The 15,949-nt window shown below is 36.8% G+C and carries 13 protein-coding genes; 7 read left to right on the forward strand and 6 right to left on the reverse strand.

The window, feature by feature from the left end:
- Positions 1–164 precede the first annotated feature (164 nt).
- From glgB to LG377_RS04060, 6 genes are all read left to right on the forward strand, one after another.
- Positions 165–2,081 (forward strand): 1,4-alpha-glucan branching protein GlgB, encoded by a 1,917-nt coding sequence (gene glgB, locus LG377_RS04035; protein WP_225743425.1) that lies wholly within the window; start codon positions 165–167, stop codon positions 2,079–2,081.
- Positions 2,082–2,168: 87 nt separating this feature from the next.
- Entirely contained in the window at positions 2,169–3,314 is a 1,146-nt protein-coding gene (locus LG377_RS04040; protein WP_225743426.1) for a glucose-1-phosphate adenylyltransferase, read from the forward strand.
- The gene (gene glgD / locus LG377_RS04045; protein WP_225743427.1) at positions 3,304–4,464 is read left to right on the forward strand and encodes a glucose-1-phosphate adenylyltransferase subunit GlgD; all 1,161 of its coding nucleotides are present in this window, start codon (positions 3,304–3,306) and stop codon (positions 4,462–4,464) included. Before LG377_RS04040 ends, glgD begins: the two co-directional genes overlap by 11 nt.
- Positions 4,465–4,483: 19 nt before the next feature.
- Positions 4,484–5,923 (forward strand): glycogen synthase GlgA, encoded by a 1,440-nt coding sequence (gene glgA, locus LG377_RS04050; RefSeq protein ID WP_225743428.1) that lies wholly within the window; start codon positions 4,484–4,486, stop codon positions 5,921–5,923.
- A gap of 105 nt (positions 5,924–6,028) precedes the next feature.
- Positions 6,029–8,464, forward strand: a complete 2,436-nt coding sequence (locus tag LG377_RS04055; RefSeq protein WP_225743429.1) for a glycogen/starch/alpha-glucan phosphorylase — start codon at positions 6,029–6,031, stop codon at positions 8,462–8,464.
- Between the two features lie 132 nt (positions 8,465–8,596).
- Entirely contained in the window at positions 8,597–9,847 is a 1,251-nt protein-coding gene (locus tag LG377_RS04060; protein WP_225743430.1) for an NCS2 family permease, read from the forward strand.
- Between the two features lie 77 nt (positions 9,848–9,924).
- Here LG377_RS04060 and LG377_RS04065 read toward each other — a convergent pair whose 3' ends face one another.
- Both LG377_RS04065 and LG377_RS04070 read right to left on the reverse strand, forming a co-directional pair.
- Positions 9,925–10,266: a DUF4828 domain-containing protein gene (locus LG377_RS04065; RefSeq protein ID WP_225743431.1), complete on the reverse strand. Its 342-nt coding sequence runs from the start codon at positions 10,264–10,266 to the stop codon at positions 9,925–9,927.
- Between the two features lie 330 nt (positions 10,267–10,596).
- The gene (locus tag LG377_RS04070) at positions 10,597–11,418 is read right to left on the reverse strand and encodes an undecaprenyl-diphosphate phosphatase (RefSeq protein ID WP_225743432.1); all 822 of its coding nucleotides are present in this window, start codon (positions 11,416–11,418) and stop codon (positions 10,597–10,599) included.
- Positions 11,419–11,664: 246 nt separating this feature from the next.
- Between LG377_RS04070 and LG377_RS04075 the strand changes: the two genes are divergently transcribed.
- Positions 11,665–12,171: a PTS glucose transporter subunit IIA gene (locus LG377_RS04075; protein ID WP_225743433.1), complete on the forward strand. Its 507-nt coding sequence runs from the start codon at positions 11,665–11,667 to the stop codon at positions 12,169–12,171.
- A gap of 57 nt (positions 12,172–12,228) precedes the next feature.
- Here LG377_RS04075 and LG377_RS04080 read toward each other — a convergent pair whose 3' ends face one another.
- The 4 genes from LG377_RS04080 to LG377_RS04095 all read right to left on the reverse strand — a co-directional run bounded on the left by LG377_RS04080 (position 12,229) and on the right by LG377_RS04095 (position 15,921).
- On the reverse strand, positions 12,229–12,852 hold the full coding sequence (locus LG377_RS04080) for a flavin reductase family protein (protein ID WP_225743434.1): 624 nt from the start codon (positions 12,850–12,852) through the stop codon (positions 12,229–12,231).
- A 3-nt stretch (positions 12,853–12,855) separates the two neighbouring features.
- Complete coding sequence (locus LG377_RS04085) at positions 12,856–13,863, reverse strand: ring-cleaving dioxygenase (protein WP_225743435.1); 1,008 nt, start codon at positions 13,861–13,863, stop codon at positions 12,856–12,858.
- Between the two features lie 2 nt (positions 13,864–13,865).
- Complete coding sequence (locus tag LG377_RS04090) at positions 13,866–14,726, reverse strand: VOC family protein (protein ID WP_225743436.1); 861 nt, start codon at positions 14,724–14,726, stop codon at positions 13,866–13,868.
- Positions 14,727–14,886: 160 nt separating this feature from the next.
- The gene (locus LG377_RS04095) at positions 14,887–15,921 is read right to left on the reverse strand and encodes a lactonase family protein (RefSeq protein ID WP_225743437.1); all 1,035 of its coding nucleotides are present in this window, start codon (positions 15,919–15,921) and stop codon (positions 14,887–14,889) included.
- Between the last annotated feature and the right edge of the window lie 28 nt (positions 15,922–15,949).

The following is a 15,949-nucleotide window of genomic DNA, read 5'->3' on the forward strand; positions in this document are numbered from 1 at the left end:
GAAATTGTTTGGTGTTATAATGAAGTTAGGATACAATATCGGTAGAAGAGAATAAAATGAGATTTGTAACGTATAGAATATTTGTGTGTTTTTATCAACACATGTGAGTAGTTTCTTAGGAAGCATCTCATCTCATATTAATAAGTGAAAGGAGGTCTTCTTGAATGGATAATGAATTTTCATCCAAGATGACTGATTCAGAAATGGAAAAGTCACTTTACCTATTCAACAAAGGAGAAAACTTTGATAGTTACTTTATTTTAGGAACAACTGAGTTGGATAACGGTTTTCGTTTTACTCTATGGGCACCTCGTGCAGCTGAAGTATATGTAGTAGGTGACTTCAATCAATGGCAAGAGGAAGCCATGATGCAAAGAATATCTGAAACAGGAGCCTGGTCAATGGCTGTTCCAGAAGCTAGGACAGGTGACCACTACAAATACAAAATTGTACAGCAGGATGGAACAATTACTTACAAAATTGATCCCTATGCAAAAGAATTTGAAGTTAGACCTAAAGACGCTTCGATTGTTAAAGGACTTCCTGAAAAGAAATGGTCTGACGGACTATGGATGGCGAATAGAAAACGCAAGTCAGTCTATGAGCGTCCTTTAAATATATATGAAGTTCATTTGAGTTCCTGGAAACGTAATGAAGATGGATCTTGGTATTCAATCAAACAACTTCAAGAAGAGCTCATTCCGTATGTTAAAGAGATGGGATACACACATATTGAATTTCTACCTTTAATGGAGCATCCGCTAGACGCTAGTTGGGGATATCAAACGACTGGATTTTATGCCTTATCTTCAAAATACGGCACTATGGAAGAGTTTCAAGATTTTGTTGAAGCCGCACATAAGGCGAATGTTGGAGTTATAATGGACTGGGTTCCAGGTCATTTCAATAGAAATGCTTATGCATTAGCTTATTTTGATGGAACGCCGCAATTTGAATATCAAGATGAAAATCGTGCAATCAATAATAGGTGGGGTACATTGAATTTTGATTTATCAAAATCTGAAATTCATAGTTTTTTGATATCTAATGCCTTATTCTGGATTGAACAGTTTCACCTTGATGGATTGAGGGTCGATGCTGTAAGTAATATGCTTTATCTGGATTATGACATTGGTGAACACACGCTGAATGAAGATGGATCTAACCACAATCGAGATGGGGTTGCTTTTATACAGAAAATGAATCGAGTATTATTTGAGCGACATCCTGACTTGTTAGTCATGGCTGAAGAAAGTACAGCTTGGAGTAAAGTTACACATCCCGTCCATGAGGGTGGATTAGGTTTCAACTATAAATGGAATATGGGCTGGATGAATGATACATTGAAATTTTTCGAAATGGATCCAATTGAAAGAAAATATCATTTTGATCTTATTACGTTCTCTTTCATGTATACATTCAATGAAAATTTTGTTCTTCCAATCTCCCATGACGAAGTGGTCCACGGGAAAAAGTCATTAATGGATAAAATGTTTGGAGATCGATACAACCAGTTTGCAGGACTCAGAACACTTGAAACCTATAAAATGATGCATCCTGGGAAAAAGTTGCAGTTTATGGGATCAGAATTTGGACAATTTCTGGAGTGGCGATTTGATGAAGGTTTGGAATGGACAAATTTAGAAGATCCTTACAACCATCGTCATCTTGAATTTACAAAACAATTAAACAACTTTTATAAGAATGAAAAAGCATTATGGGAAGTCGATCATCAAAAAGACGGTTTAGAAATTCTAGATGCTTCAAATAATGAACAGACAACATTATTTTTTGTTAGAAAAGGTAAAAAAACTAGAGACTTCTTAATTGTTCTTTGTAACTTTGTTCCGGTAGAACGCCATAATATTCGAGTTGGTGTACCGTTTAAAGGGCAATACGAAGAAGTATGGAATACAGAATATGACACTTTAGGCGGGACATGGACAAAAGGACAAGGTGTCTTAAAAACCGATGCAATTTCCGCTAATGGGTATGAGCAGTCTGTTGAATTGATGTTACCTGCATTAAGTATTATCGTTCTTAAACCTAAAAGAGTTTACGGCGTTCCCAAATCATCATAATTTATTAATAGCATCGAAAGGTAATTGTAAACAGACTCATCAAGAAAAAGGAGGGAAGGAAGTTCTCTTAGAGACTTCCGAATATAGATGAAAACAGAAACAGTAGCAATGATATTAGCTGGTGGACAGGGATCTAGACTAGGTAAACTGACAAAACAAATTGCCAAACCAGCTGTACCATTTGGTGGTAATTATCGTATCATAGACTTCGCCTTATCCAATTGTGCCAATTCAGGAATCAATAATGTAGGTGTAGTAACGCAGTATCAACCATTAGTCTTGAATCAGCATGTTGGTAATGGAGCAAGCTGGGGACTAAACCGTCACAACGGAGGCGCAACTATTTTACAGCCTTATTCAAGTGTTGATGGAGAAAAATTCTTTAAAGGGACATCACATGCTGTTTATCAGAATATCAGTTTTATTGATGCGCAAAATCCAGATTATGTTGTCATTCTTTCCGGAGATCATATCTATAAAATGGATTACGAGAAAATGCTGGATTTCCATAAAGAAAAGGCAGCTTCTTTGACAGTTGGTGTTATGCCCGTTGAATGGGAAGAAGCTTCTCGTTTTGGTGTTATGAATACAGACCGCACGGAACGGATCACTGAATTTCAAGAAAAGCCGGCAGAGCCAAAATCTAACCTAGCTTCAATGGGGATTTATATCTTTAACTGGCCAAGACTAAAGCAATACCTTGTAGATAATCAAGCAAAAAATAGACAGATGGATGACTTTGGCCACCACGTTATTCCAGCATATTTGAGAAACAGCGAGTCTGTTTATGCTTATTCATTTAAAGGATATTGGAAAGATGTTGGAACAGTTGAAAGTCTATGGGCCGCAAATATGGAGTTTTTGAATCCTGACCATGAATTAGATATTCGAGATAAAAACTGGAAAGTTTATTCTCAAAATCCAAATACAACAGCACAGTTCTTAACGGATACAGCTAAAGTAAAAGATTCGATGATTACTGATGGTTGCTATATCGCAGGTGAAGTAAATCATTCAGTTCTTTCACATAACGTAAAAATCGGTAAGAATTCCGTTGTAAAAGATAGTGTGATTATGCCAGGAGCAGTAATTGGAGAAAATGTTACGATAACAAAAGCAATTATTGGAGAAAATGCTTATATTTACGACGGTGCAGAAATCATCGGCGATAATGGTGAGATTTCAGTAGTAGGCTATGGAGAAGAAGTAGGAGGATACAAAGATGCGGAATGAAATTGCAGCAATATTTAATTTAGTAGAAAATGAAGATAAGTTAAGACCTCTGACGGAGAGAAGACCGATTGCTTCTTTACCATTTGCTTGTCGCTACAGACTAATCGATTTTCCTTTTTCAAGTCTTTATAATGCTGAGGCTATCTCTGCAGCATTATTCATTTCTGAATCGGGACATTCTTTATATGACCATATCAGATCTGGTGCTACATGGGGACTTGACTCAATTGCGGGCGGAGGGGTATTTACACACTCCCAAATTCGTCTGAAAACTTCTAATGCAGAAGAAGGTTATACGCCCGCTTATTATGATGATCACTATAAATATGTGACACGTTCTCATGCGGATTACATTCTATTAATGGGTTCAAGTATGCTTTCAAATATCCAGATTAAATCAATTGTAAATTATCATAACGATAAATCCAGTGATGTAACAATCGCCTATAAAAAAATGGATCGCAAAGCATTTAGGGAAGATACTGCTTATAGTTCTTATGAATTCTATGATGAAGATACCGGTAGAATCAATAAAATCGTACCGTTGACGGAAATTGGTTATGAAGAAACAGGTATACCTGTAGGCATTGAAGTTATGGTTATCAACAAGAAAACGTTTTTGAACTATCTTCAAAAGGCTAGAGAGCGCAACTTATGTGTGAGTGTGAAGACCTTCTCTGAACTAGCACTTCAAGACGATGATGGAGTGTATGGTTTCGAATACACAGGTTATCTAAAAGCAATTGAAGATATTAAGAGCTACTTTGAAGCCAACATGGAGATGTTAAACGAAGATAACTTTAACGCTTTGTTTTATCGTGCGGATCCTGTGCTGACACGTTCGAAAAATTCTGCTCCAACTTTTTACGGTGAGAATGCAGAAATTCACAATTCACAGGTCGCGAATGATTGTGAAATTTATGGATCAGTTAAGAATTCGCTTATTTTTAGAAAAGCGAATATTGCTAAAAATGCAAAAGTTGAAAATTCTATTATTATGCAAGACTGCTACATTGAAGAAGATGTTTATTTGAATTATGTCATCTTAGATAAGCATGTTTATGTTAAAAAAGGTGTTCGTTTAGAAGGAACACCAGAAAATCCAATTGTAATTAGTAAAAATTCGGTTGTCGATGGGGACAATAGTTAAAGAAAGGGTGACAGTCAGTATGAATATTATGTTTGCAGCATCTGAATGTGCACCGTTCTTTAAAACGGGCGGACTGGGAGATGTCTTGGGGGCACTTCCAAAAGAACTGGCTAAAGGTGGTAACGACGTGCGCGTTGTTGTGCCTTTCTACAAGCAGAAAATGCCTGAAAAATACCTGAGCCAATTAAAAGATGTTGCCAGCTTTAATGTTAAAGTAGGTTGGCGAAACCAGTATTGTGGTATTAAAGAACTCGTTTTGGATCAAGTCACATACTATTTCATTGATAATCTTTTTTATTTTGATCGAGAAACTTTGTATGACTACGGAGATGACGGAGAACGCTTTGCATATTTCAGCATGGCTGTAATAGAAATGCTAGAGAAAATTGATTTTATTCCTGATATTCTTCACGTCAATGATTGGCAGACTGCGGTGATTCCCGTATTACTGAAAGATAAATATCACTGGGTAAATGCGCTGAAGGATATCAAGACCGTTTTGACCATTCACAACATTTTGTTTCAAGGTAAATTTGATCAATATATCCTTTCAGATTTCTTTGATATGGGATACAGTGCTTTTCACGATCATGGTCTCAAACATGAAGATCAAGTGGGTTGGCTTAAAGGTGGTATCTATTATGCGGATCTTGTCACTACCGTTAGCCCGACGTATGCAGAGGAAATTAAGACACCTGAGAATGGATATGGACTGGACCATGACTTACAAAATATTTCCTATAAACTTGTTGGGATATTAAACGGTATCGATTACGATATATATGATCCTAGTAAGGATAAGGTTATTCCTGCTCAATTTTCTGTTGAAGATTTATCAGGAAAATATGAGAATAAAGCCGCTTTGCAAAAAGCTTTTGCTTTACCTGAAGACAAAGAAACGGCATTAGTTGGTGTGGTCACTCGTTTAGATGAACAAAAAGGTATTCAATTGATTGCTGAAGCAATGGACGAATTACTTTCACATCGTAATCTTCAAGTCGTGCTTTTAGGTACAGGAAAAGAATATTTTGAAGATACATTTCGTTATTTCACTTCAAGGTATCCAGAGAAGTTTAGTGCAAGAATTGAATTTGATAGTGATCTTGCACAATTGATTTATGCTGGATCAGATGCATTTTTAATGCCATCGCAATTTGAACCATGTGGATTATCACAATTAAATTCACTTCGTTACGGGACATTACCAATCGTGCATGAAGTCGGTGGACTTGTAGACACGGTTCAAGCTTATAATTCTAGTAATGGAGAAGGCACTGGATTCAGTTTTCATGGATTTACGGCGTCCATGATGCTTGAAACCATTGATCGTGCTTTATCGGTATACTACGATCACCCCGAACACTGGAAAGGCATGATGATTAGAGGTATGAAAAAAGACAACAGCTGGAAAAAGTCAGCTGAAAAATATTTAGATCAATATAAGTATTTAAGTTATTAATAGAGGTAACCCTTGAAATTTCCCTGCCATCATTCAGTAGAAAATTTCAAGGGTTATTTATTTTAATCAAGCTGTAGTATGGGGATATTAGAAACGGAGGAAGTTATGTTTAATTCAGTAGATGCATTCACTCAAGAGTACAAGCAACAGTTTCAAAATTTATATGCTTTCACATACGATCAAGGTACAAATGAACAACAATATACTGCGTTAGGTACGCTGATCAAAAATAAGCTTTCCAAAAACTGGAAAGCTACACGTGAACAATACTTAGAGGACAAAGTCAAACAAGTCTACTATTTTTCAATGGAATTTTTGCCAGGACGTCAGTTGAAAAGCAATGCCTATAACATGAATATTTTGCCCGTAATCGAAGAAGGCGTTCAGGCGTTAGGTCTTGATTTCGAACATTTAGTAGAGGCGGAAGCTGATCCAGCGCTCGGAAATGGTGGGCTTGGTAGATTGGCTTCTTGTTTTATGGATTCTTTGGCTTCTTTGGGTATACCTGGAAATGGGAATGGTATTCGATATCAATATGGACTATTTCGCCAAAAATTTGTAGATGGACATCAAGTTGAATTACCCGAGTATTGGCTACGTAACCAGAATGTTTGGGAGACAAGAAATGATCAGTCATCATACATTGTACGCTTTGGAGGCAATATATGGCTAGAAGCAGATCAACAGGGCCATCTGATTCCGCAATACGAAGATACTCAGAATGTATTAGCTGTTCCTTACGATACACCTATGGTTGGATATAAGACGAATAAGATTAATAACCTGAGGTTGTGGTCTGCTGAAATTCCTGTAGAAGAGGAAGAAAACTATCATTCACTTCAAGCAATAGAGCCAATCAAAGAAATTACCCAAGTACTTTATCCAGACGACTCTAATTATGAAGGTAGATTGCTCCGATTAAAACAAGAATACTTTATGGTATCTGCCGGCGTACAATCTATTGTAAGACAATTTAGAAAATACAATTTACCTAGAAAATACTTTCCAGAAAAAATTGCCATCCACATTAATGATACGCATCCAGCGCTTGTAGTGCCTGAACTCATGCGGATCTTGATCGATGAAGAACACTTGAGTTGGGAGCAAGCCTGGGAAATAACTAGTAAAACGTGTAGTTATACAAACCATACAGTTCTTAGAGAAGCTCTTGAAAAATGGCCTATTGAAATGATGAAATCACTGTTACCAAGAATTTATATGATCATAGACGAAATTAACCATAGGTTTGTAGAAGAAAATTTACCACTATATGGAGAGTCGTTAACTTGGAAAACAGCCATTCTTCAAGATGGTATGGTAAATATGGCCCATCTTGCGATTATTGGAAGTTACAGTGTGAATGGAGTAGCACGATTACACACCGATATTTTGATGAATGATGTATTGAAAGATTTCTTTACGCTATATCCAGGAAAATTCAATAATAAAACGAATGGAATCACTCAAAGACGCTGGATGCATTTGGCTAATCCTACTTTAACAGAACTAATCGATTCTAAAATTGGTGAAGAGTGGAAACAGAACCCGGCAGAACTGAAGCTCCTTAAAGCGTTGGAAAAAGATGAGCAAACACTGGACCAACTAGCCGAAATTAAATATCAGAATAAAGTAAAACTTGCAGATTATGTAGAAAAAGTACAGTCTCTCAAAATTAATCCTGAGGCACTATTCGATGTTCAAATTAAACGCCTGCACGCTTATAAGAGACAGCATTTAAATGCTTTACACATTTTAGACCGATATTTGAGAATCAAAGACAATCCTTCAATCAGCATACAGCCAAGAGTATTTATTTTTGGAGCAAAAGCAGCACCGAGTTATCTTTATGCTAAACAAATTATAAAATTGATCAATTCGATTGCAGAACTAGTCAACAATGATCCTGATGTAGGAGATCAATTAAAAGTTGTCTTCTTCGAAAATTATGGTGTATCTTTGGCTGAGAAAATCATTCCAGCAGCTGAAATTAGTGAGCAAATTTCGTTAGCCGGTAAAGAAGCTTCTGGAACAAGCAATATGAAACTAATGGCCAACGGAGCGTTAACACTAGCGACTCTTGACGGTGCAAATATTGAAATCATGGAGTACGCCGGAGAAGAAAATCTCTTTACTTTTGGTCTATCAAGTGATGAAGTTAAAGCTTACGAGCAGACCCATAGTTATGATTCAAAAGGTATCTATGACTCAAACAAGCGATTAAATAGAGTCCTCAATGCTTTGGTTGATGGAACAATTCCAGATGCTCAAAAAGAAGGAGAAGCAGTATTTGACGCTCTGGTACACTATAATGATGAATATTTTGTATTAAAAGATTTTGATTATTATGTAAATGCTCAAGATAAAATTGACGCTTTATACGCAGACAAACGAGCATGGAATCGTAAGTCATTACTGAATATTGCAGCTTCAGCGCCATTTTCGGCCGATTATACAATTAAGCGTTATGCAGATGAAATATGGAAAGCGAAACCACAATGTACAGGAAAGGAAGGCGTACATCCATTAAATGAACCAGTTTAAGACCGTGCTAAAAGTGAAATAACTAAGATGACTTCTTGTCTAGCGTAATATTTTGCTTTCAATTTTAGAATTTACTTGATACACTAAATCTTGCTGTATTGCATTTCAAGTAAAGCAAAAGGACGAGATAAAATGTTCAACAAATTTAGCTTAAATGAATTCGGGACGACCGTTAAACAAGAAGTGTTAGCAGGAATCGTATCATTCTTTTCAGTATCTTATATTTTATTTGTAAATCCAAGTATTCTAGCTCAAGTTGGTGTACCAGCTGAATATAGTGTATTTTCGACAATCTTTGTCGCAGCAATTGGAACATTTTTAATGGGGATCATGGCAAACGCACCATTGGTTATGGCCCCAGGAATGGGAGAAAATGCTTTTTTCGCCTTTACTCTAGTGGCAGGTTTAGGTTTGACATGGCAGGAAGGACTAGCTGCAGTTGTGGTGACAGGCGTGCTGTTCGTACTCGTTGCTTTCTTAGGCATTATGACGTTGTTCAGTGAATCGATACCTAAGGAATTAAAACAAGCGATCACGATTGGAATTGGACTGTTTCTAATCCTGATTGGTTTAGAAAACATGGGAATCTTGATTGATCGTCAATTACATCTTAATTGGATCGGTTTAGCTGGTTTGATTCTAGTTGCTATTTTAAAGAAACTAAATGTTAAAGGTGGTTTCTTGATTGCGATTCTTTTGACCACGATTTTATACTGGATTGTGAATAGTCAAAGTTTTGAACCAATTAGTTTTGATCTAACTGCTCTGGCAGGATATCCTGAGCTTTTAAGCGCACCAGATTATAGTCGGTTTTTGGATTTTGAATTCTGGCTAGGGGTATTCTCACTTTTAATGCTCTTGATATTTGAAACGATTGGAATGCTTGAAGCCTTTATTCCGGATCAGAAGCGTACAAATCAGGGGTACAAAGTAGGAGCAATATCAGGCTTGTTATCAGGGTTATTGGGAACCAGCCCTGCGATTCCCGTTGCCGAAAGTGGTGCAGGGATAGCAGAAGGCGGTAAAACAGGGTTGACTGCTGTTACGGTCAGTGGATTGTTTTTGCTTTCTATCGTCATTACGCCATTTTTATCGTATATTCCTTCTGAAGCTGTAGGACCGGTCATTGTTGTGACGGGAGGGTCTATGATTATTGGTAATTTGAATATCAAAGTGAAGTCTATCGCTGAATGGATTCCGTTATTACTAATCATACTTTTGATTCCGTTGACAGGTAGTATTGTAGAAGGAATGGCTTATGGATTTATTGCTTTTCCGATTATAAAAATGCTTACTGGAAAAAAACAAGATACTAATAAAGTGCTCTGGATTATAAGCTTACTTTTCTTACTCACCCTGATATCGACATTCCTAATCAATTGATAGCAATAAAATAAGCTCGCTACAGAAGGTGCCAACGCATCTTCTGTAGCGAGCTTTTAATAGTTTATAAATGCTGGTTACTTTTTTTCAATAGGGTAGGTTGCATCATCTAACTCATCAAACAGCACGTATTGCTCATTGTCTTTTTTTTCAACAACTAATTGATAGCCAAAATCATCTCTGAGTACAAGACGGCCTGGTGTTTCTTGAGGCAATATCGACTTCAATGATTGGGTATGATATTTACCTGTACCTTCAGAAGAAATTTCCAGGGAAACATTCTTTGAAGATTTTGGTGCATTGACTGACCAATTTCCAATCAAATCTGATTCATAAAAAGAATCTTCATTGGATTTGGCTTGAACGCGACTTGGTTTAATCCAGTTCATGAGTTTCTGTAAAAAAGTTAAGTGCTTCATTATGAAAATACTCCTTTGACAACGCGTAGCTTTTGTTTGTCTAATGTTAGTATACCCTTAATGAGCACGAATAGGTTATCAGAAAGATTACAGTTGTTCGCTTTAATTATAAGAAATCGTTTCGTTATATTACAAATATTTTAATTATTGTCTTAAATGAGGTGCTTTGTAAGTCTTTTGTTAAGAAATAGCTAATTTGAACGTTATGATTGCTGATTGGAAGATACTGATTATTTAGTGTTCATTGGTGATAATTCATTTTTGAATAAAAAAAGCCACTCGCTTTTAGGCAGAGTAGCTTAAATAATAGATGAACGTTAAAGCCTTTGTTTAACCGATAAGCCAGAAATAGCCAATGACGACGACTCCAGCAATAATCCTGTACCAGCCGAAGGCACTAAAGTCGTTTCTGCGGATATATCCCATTAAGAAACGAATAGCAAATACGGAAACGACGAAGGAGACAACACAGCCTACTAGTAGAATAGTCATTTCAGCAGCTGTAAAGTTAAATCCGAATTTTAATAGTTTAAGTGCACTTGCTCCAACCATTATAGGAATCGATAAGAAGAAAGAATATTCAGCAGCAATGGGGCGAGCCGCTCCAATCAAGATAGCACCGATGATCGTTGCACCAGATCGTGAAGTTCCAGGAATCAAAGCCAACACTTGGAAAATCCCGATGATGAAAGCAGTCTTATAGGTTAATTCTTCCCAAGTGGATATAGTTGGCTGCTTACCCTTATTTCTTTTTTCAATAATAATAAAAGCTATACCATAAATAATGAGAACGACCGAAACGGTTACCCAATTATAGAAGTACTGGTTGATGAGATCTTCGAACAAAAATCCGATGATCCCTGCTGGTATGATACCTACGAGTACTTTATACCAGATGTTCCAAGTTTCTTTTTGCTGTGCGTGTGTTTTTGAAGGTGCGAATGGATTTAATTTGTTAAAGAAAAGCAAAATAACAGCAAATATAGAAGCGAGCTGAATCACAACGAAAAACATTTCTTTGAATTGAGTACTGGCATCTAATACAAGAAATTCATCGAACAAGATCATATGACCCGTACTACTGATTGGCAGCCATTCAGTAATACCTTGTACAACTCCTAAAATAATGGCTTTGATAATTTCTATTAGCATAATAAACTCCTATTCGTTTTATGTAAAATTTTGACCTCGTCTATCATACCGAAATTTTCCCGATTTTCCAACTACTTGATGAAAGTTTAAAGGTTTATTAAGATATTACTTGTTCACCATTACTTGTTTCGTACGTATTGGTTCATCTATTCAGTGAAACTATGGTAAGATGAACTAAATCAAGTAGTCGACTAGTGCAAAGCAGTCGGGTATGAGAATACAAATTCTAAGAAAGTAGGGTTAAAAATGGGAATGTTTGATTTCTTGAAAGGTAAGAGCGGTGACGGAGATTCAGCTCAAACGTTGATGAGTCCAGTAAATGGTAAAGTAATCGCAATCGAAGATGTACAAGATCCAGTATTTTCTCAAAAAATGATGGGAGATGGGTTTGGCATCGTACCTAGCGATGGTGATATTTACTCACCAGGAAATGGTAAGGTTGTCAGTGTCTTCCCTACACAACATGCTGTTGGGCTTTTACTAGATAATGGTGTAGAAGTATTGATTCACATTGGTATCGATACGGTTGAACTAGAAGGTGCGCCTTTTGATACGTTAGTAAAAGAAGGCGATAAAGTAACGCCTGAAACTAAAGTCTCGACAGTTAATCTAGAAGAACTTGCTTCTGCAGGTAAAGAAAACACTGTAATTATCGTATTTAGTAACATGGACCAAGTAGATAAGTTTGATTTATCTACAACTGGTGAAACAGCCAGAGGTACGGAAATTGGAACGATTTCTTCTAAAAAATAAAAGCGAACGACTGAAAAAGCACCGACCTTCAAAGAGGTCGATGCTTTTTTATAATGATTATTCAGTTGGTCGTTCATAAGAAAACAAGGTACCCATTTCAGCATATTGATTTCCTGATAATCTAGCCGTTGGATTCAAAGCTTCAGGTAAAATATATTCCTTTTCCGTATCGAATACCGTTTTATCGAAATAAAAGTCGGTTACCTTTAAAAGAAATAAATCGGTAACAATCTGCCCGTTGTCATCTTCTACAGGAATATGCTGATGCAGTTTTGTCTCAAAACGGATTCTAGCTTCTTTAATTCCTGGTACTTTGACTGTTTGACTATCAACTAAGTGTAGGCTCGTACGATCTAGTTCAGTCTCATTAGGAGCGAGTGGAGCAGAAGTCTCGTTCATGTCTTTAGTCAATTCGACGTTGACGATATGAACAACGGCTTCTTTCTGCTCTAAAATATTGCGAGTTGTATCTTTGATTTTATCTCCAGCGCGTAAAACGGCTACTGTCAGCAAAGGCAACTGGTTTGAAGCAGCGCTGAAAAAGCTATAAGGAGCTGCGTTGACAACGCCATCTTTCTCGTTCAGGGAAGTAACCCAGGCAATTGGCCTAGGAATTACACTACCAGAAATAAATTTATATTGTTGTTTTGACGATAAATCGTCTGCTTTAAAATGATGCATGGTTTATACCTCGTCAAATCCAAAGTATTCTTTTTCAAATACTTTTGTGCTTCTTACAGTATCTATTGGACGAACCAAGCCTTCAATCTGTTCACGGTGTGCTTCATAAGCAGGTGGTAAAGCCAATTTTTCTCCTAGTGTTTCGTAATTTTCTTGGTGATCGATAAATCCAGGACCGTCAGTAGCAAACTCAAAGAGAACGCCAGGATACATACGCGCATAAAGAGACTCAAAATAGAAGCGGTCCACATATCCCGAGTTTGCATACCCAAGATTACTTAATTGATCCGTCCAATGATTCAATGCAGCTCTGTCATCTACTCTAAAAGCAACATGGTGAACATTTCCGTATCCTTGACGTGCAGCAGGAAGGATAGTGCTTTCTTCAATAATGAGTCGGCCACCATTACCGCCTTTACCCATTTCATAAAGCGTATATTGATTTTCTTTACTGACTTTTCTAAACTTCAAAGTGTCTTCAAGTACTGAAGCCATTTTATCAATATCATCTACTCTGACGATAACGGGGCCTAAACCATAAATAGCAAACTCTAATGGAACGGGTCCATCTTTCCATGGTTTACCAGGAGCGACACCATCAAGATTTTCGTCTGATACAAGTTGATATTGTTGTTCATCAAAGTCTTCGAACTGAAGAACTTTTACTCCAAATTGTTCTTTGATTTCAGAATGTTTCACATTAAAATGCTCAAAACGTTTCAACCAGTAATCTAATGCGCGATCACTCGGTACTCGAAAAGATGATCTTGAGATATCGTTTGTTCCTTTAGAACCTTTAGGGTTATTTGGGAAGTCGAAAAAGGTCATATCTGTTCCTGGATTTCCTTCATCATCAGCAAAAAATAAGTGATAGGTCTGAATATCGTCTTGATTAACGGTTTTTTTGACTAGACGTAAACCAATAATGTTTGTGAACCATTCGTAATTTTTCTCTGCACTACTAGTCATAGCCGTTACGTGATGTATACCTGTGATTTCTTGAGTTGTCATATTTATTCCTCCAATTTGTTTGGTGATGGTTTGTGTGTGATGATGCTGTTGCCTAATTGTTCTACTGTTTCATCCAAAGTAAAACCAGGATTAAGAGTTGCTAGTTCAACTCTTAATCCTGAAGGACTCAGGACATAGAGACTTTTGAAATAATGTCTGTCTGCTAGTTTCTCTATAGTATAGCCTAATTTTCCTGCACGAGTCTTGTAATGCATCAAGTCAGATTCGTTTTTGACACTAAAAGCAATATGGTCTATCGAGCCTTTACCCATCCTAGAACGCTCGGTCGTTTCAGTGGAGTGAAATAGTAATAGATTTTGAGAAGGTTCTTTTAAACCTAGGAAATCACGGTAAAAGTCTATTTCCTTATCTACATTAGGGACGGATAAGTCTACCTGAAGAATTCTGACAATCTGTTTACTTTGTAGAATAGAAGAAGCTTGGTTTACATGTTCTTTTGACAGGTGTTCCTCTACTTCAGATAAAATGAGTGAAAGCCCGTCAGGGTCTTCTATAAAAATCATAGGTGAATGCTCATGACTTTTGTAAGGAATATTAAAGTCGTTTAGCCTTTTTTTCCAGTATAAAACACTTCCTTCTGGAATAGCCAGCGTAATCGATTTATAAAAATGGTCATTTTGATAACTGCGTCCCATTTTGGGATAAATAAAAAAACTGAGAAGCGTTCCGGCAGTCCCCGCATAATCACCATAAAAGAGATGAGGGGTTCTGAAGTTTTCTTGATGAACGGTCTGTTTGACCAAACGCAGTCCTAGAATTTGAATATAAAATTGCTGATTTTCTTTAAGGGATTTTGCAAAAGCTGTAATATGGTGAAATCCTTGTACTTCTGATATAGTCATCACGCTTTCTACTTTCAAGTTTAAACAGCAATAGACGAATTTAAAAATATAACTAATTAATTTATCTCGAATTCGTTATATTTTTATTTTACACTAATTAAAAGTAATTGCAAACAAAAAAAGAGATGCTCATTCATAAGCATCTCTAAATAGATTGATTTTATTTAACGAAAGCGACACAAACAACTTCAGGTGCATAAAAGTCTTTTTGGAGTAAAGTTAATTTACCAGATTCTGAATCTCTTTCAAATAAAGTCAGATTATCTGAGTCTTGATGACCAACAACTACGAACTGGTTTGATGGGTCAAGGTTGAAATCACGAGGAATTTCTCCTTCAGTTGGAACGTATTCGACAAGTGCCAATGTGCCATCTTCTTGAACAGCATAAACCACTATCGAATCATGGCCTCGGTTTGAAGCATAAACAAAGTGGCCATCATTACTGATACGAATAGCAGCTCCACCATTGAACTCAGTATGTTCTTCAGGAATGGAAGAAATCGTCTGTAGATGTGAAAGTGTACCGCTCTCGCTGTTGTAAGCATAAGCTAAAATATCACTACTTAATTCACCAAATACGTAAGCATATTTTTCATTTGGATGAAACACGATATGACGAGGACCAGTCCCAGGAGCTACTGAAATGACATCAACTTCCGATAACTTACCTTCGTCGTTTACTTCATAAGTGATCACTTCATCTGTTCCAAGATCGCAGGCAATAAGATACTGGTTATCAGGAGTTAGATTGAAATAATGTGCGTGCGCTGATTTTTGATTTTCATGAACAGATTTACCTGAGTGCTTGATTTTATCAGTTAGTTCAAGTGAACCTTCACTATCTGTTTTATAAACAGCAACTTCACCATCATGATAATTTGCAGTATAAACAAGTTGTCTTGTTTCATCATAGGCAACGTAACAAGGAGAAGAGCCTTCTGAGGCATTGACGCTTGCTTCTGTGAATGTACCTTCTTCGTTCTTTTTGAAAGAAACAATACCGCCTTGACCATTGTCTTTCATAACCGTATACAAAGTTTCACCATCATTTGAAATGTCGAGATAGGTAGGATTGCCAACTTCAGCGACAAGTTCAAGGTTACTTAATTGTTTTTTTTCTTGATCCAGTTCGATGCTATAAACACCTTTACTGTCTTTCTTAGTATAAGTTCCTAACAAAACTTTCTGAGTCATAAAAAGACTCCTCCTTTTATTTTGAGGT

This window comes from Marinilactibacillus sp. Marseille-P9653 (assembly GCF_916618885.1).
Lineage (GTDB): Bacteria > Bacillota > Bacilli > Lactobacillales > Carnobacteriaceae_A > Marinilactibacillus.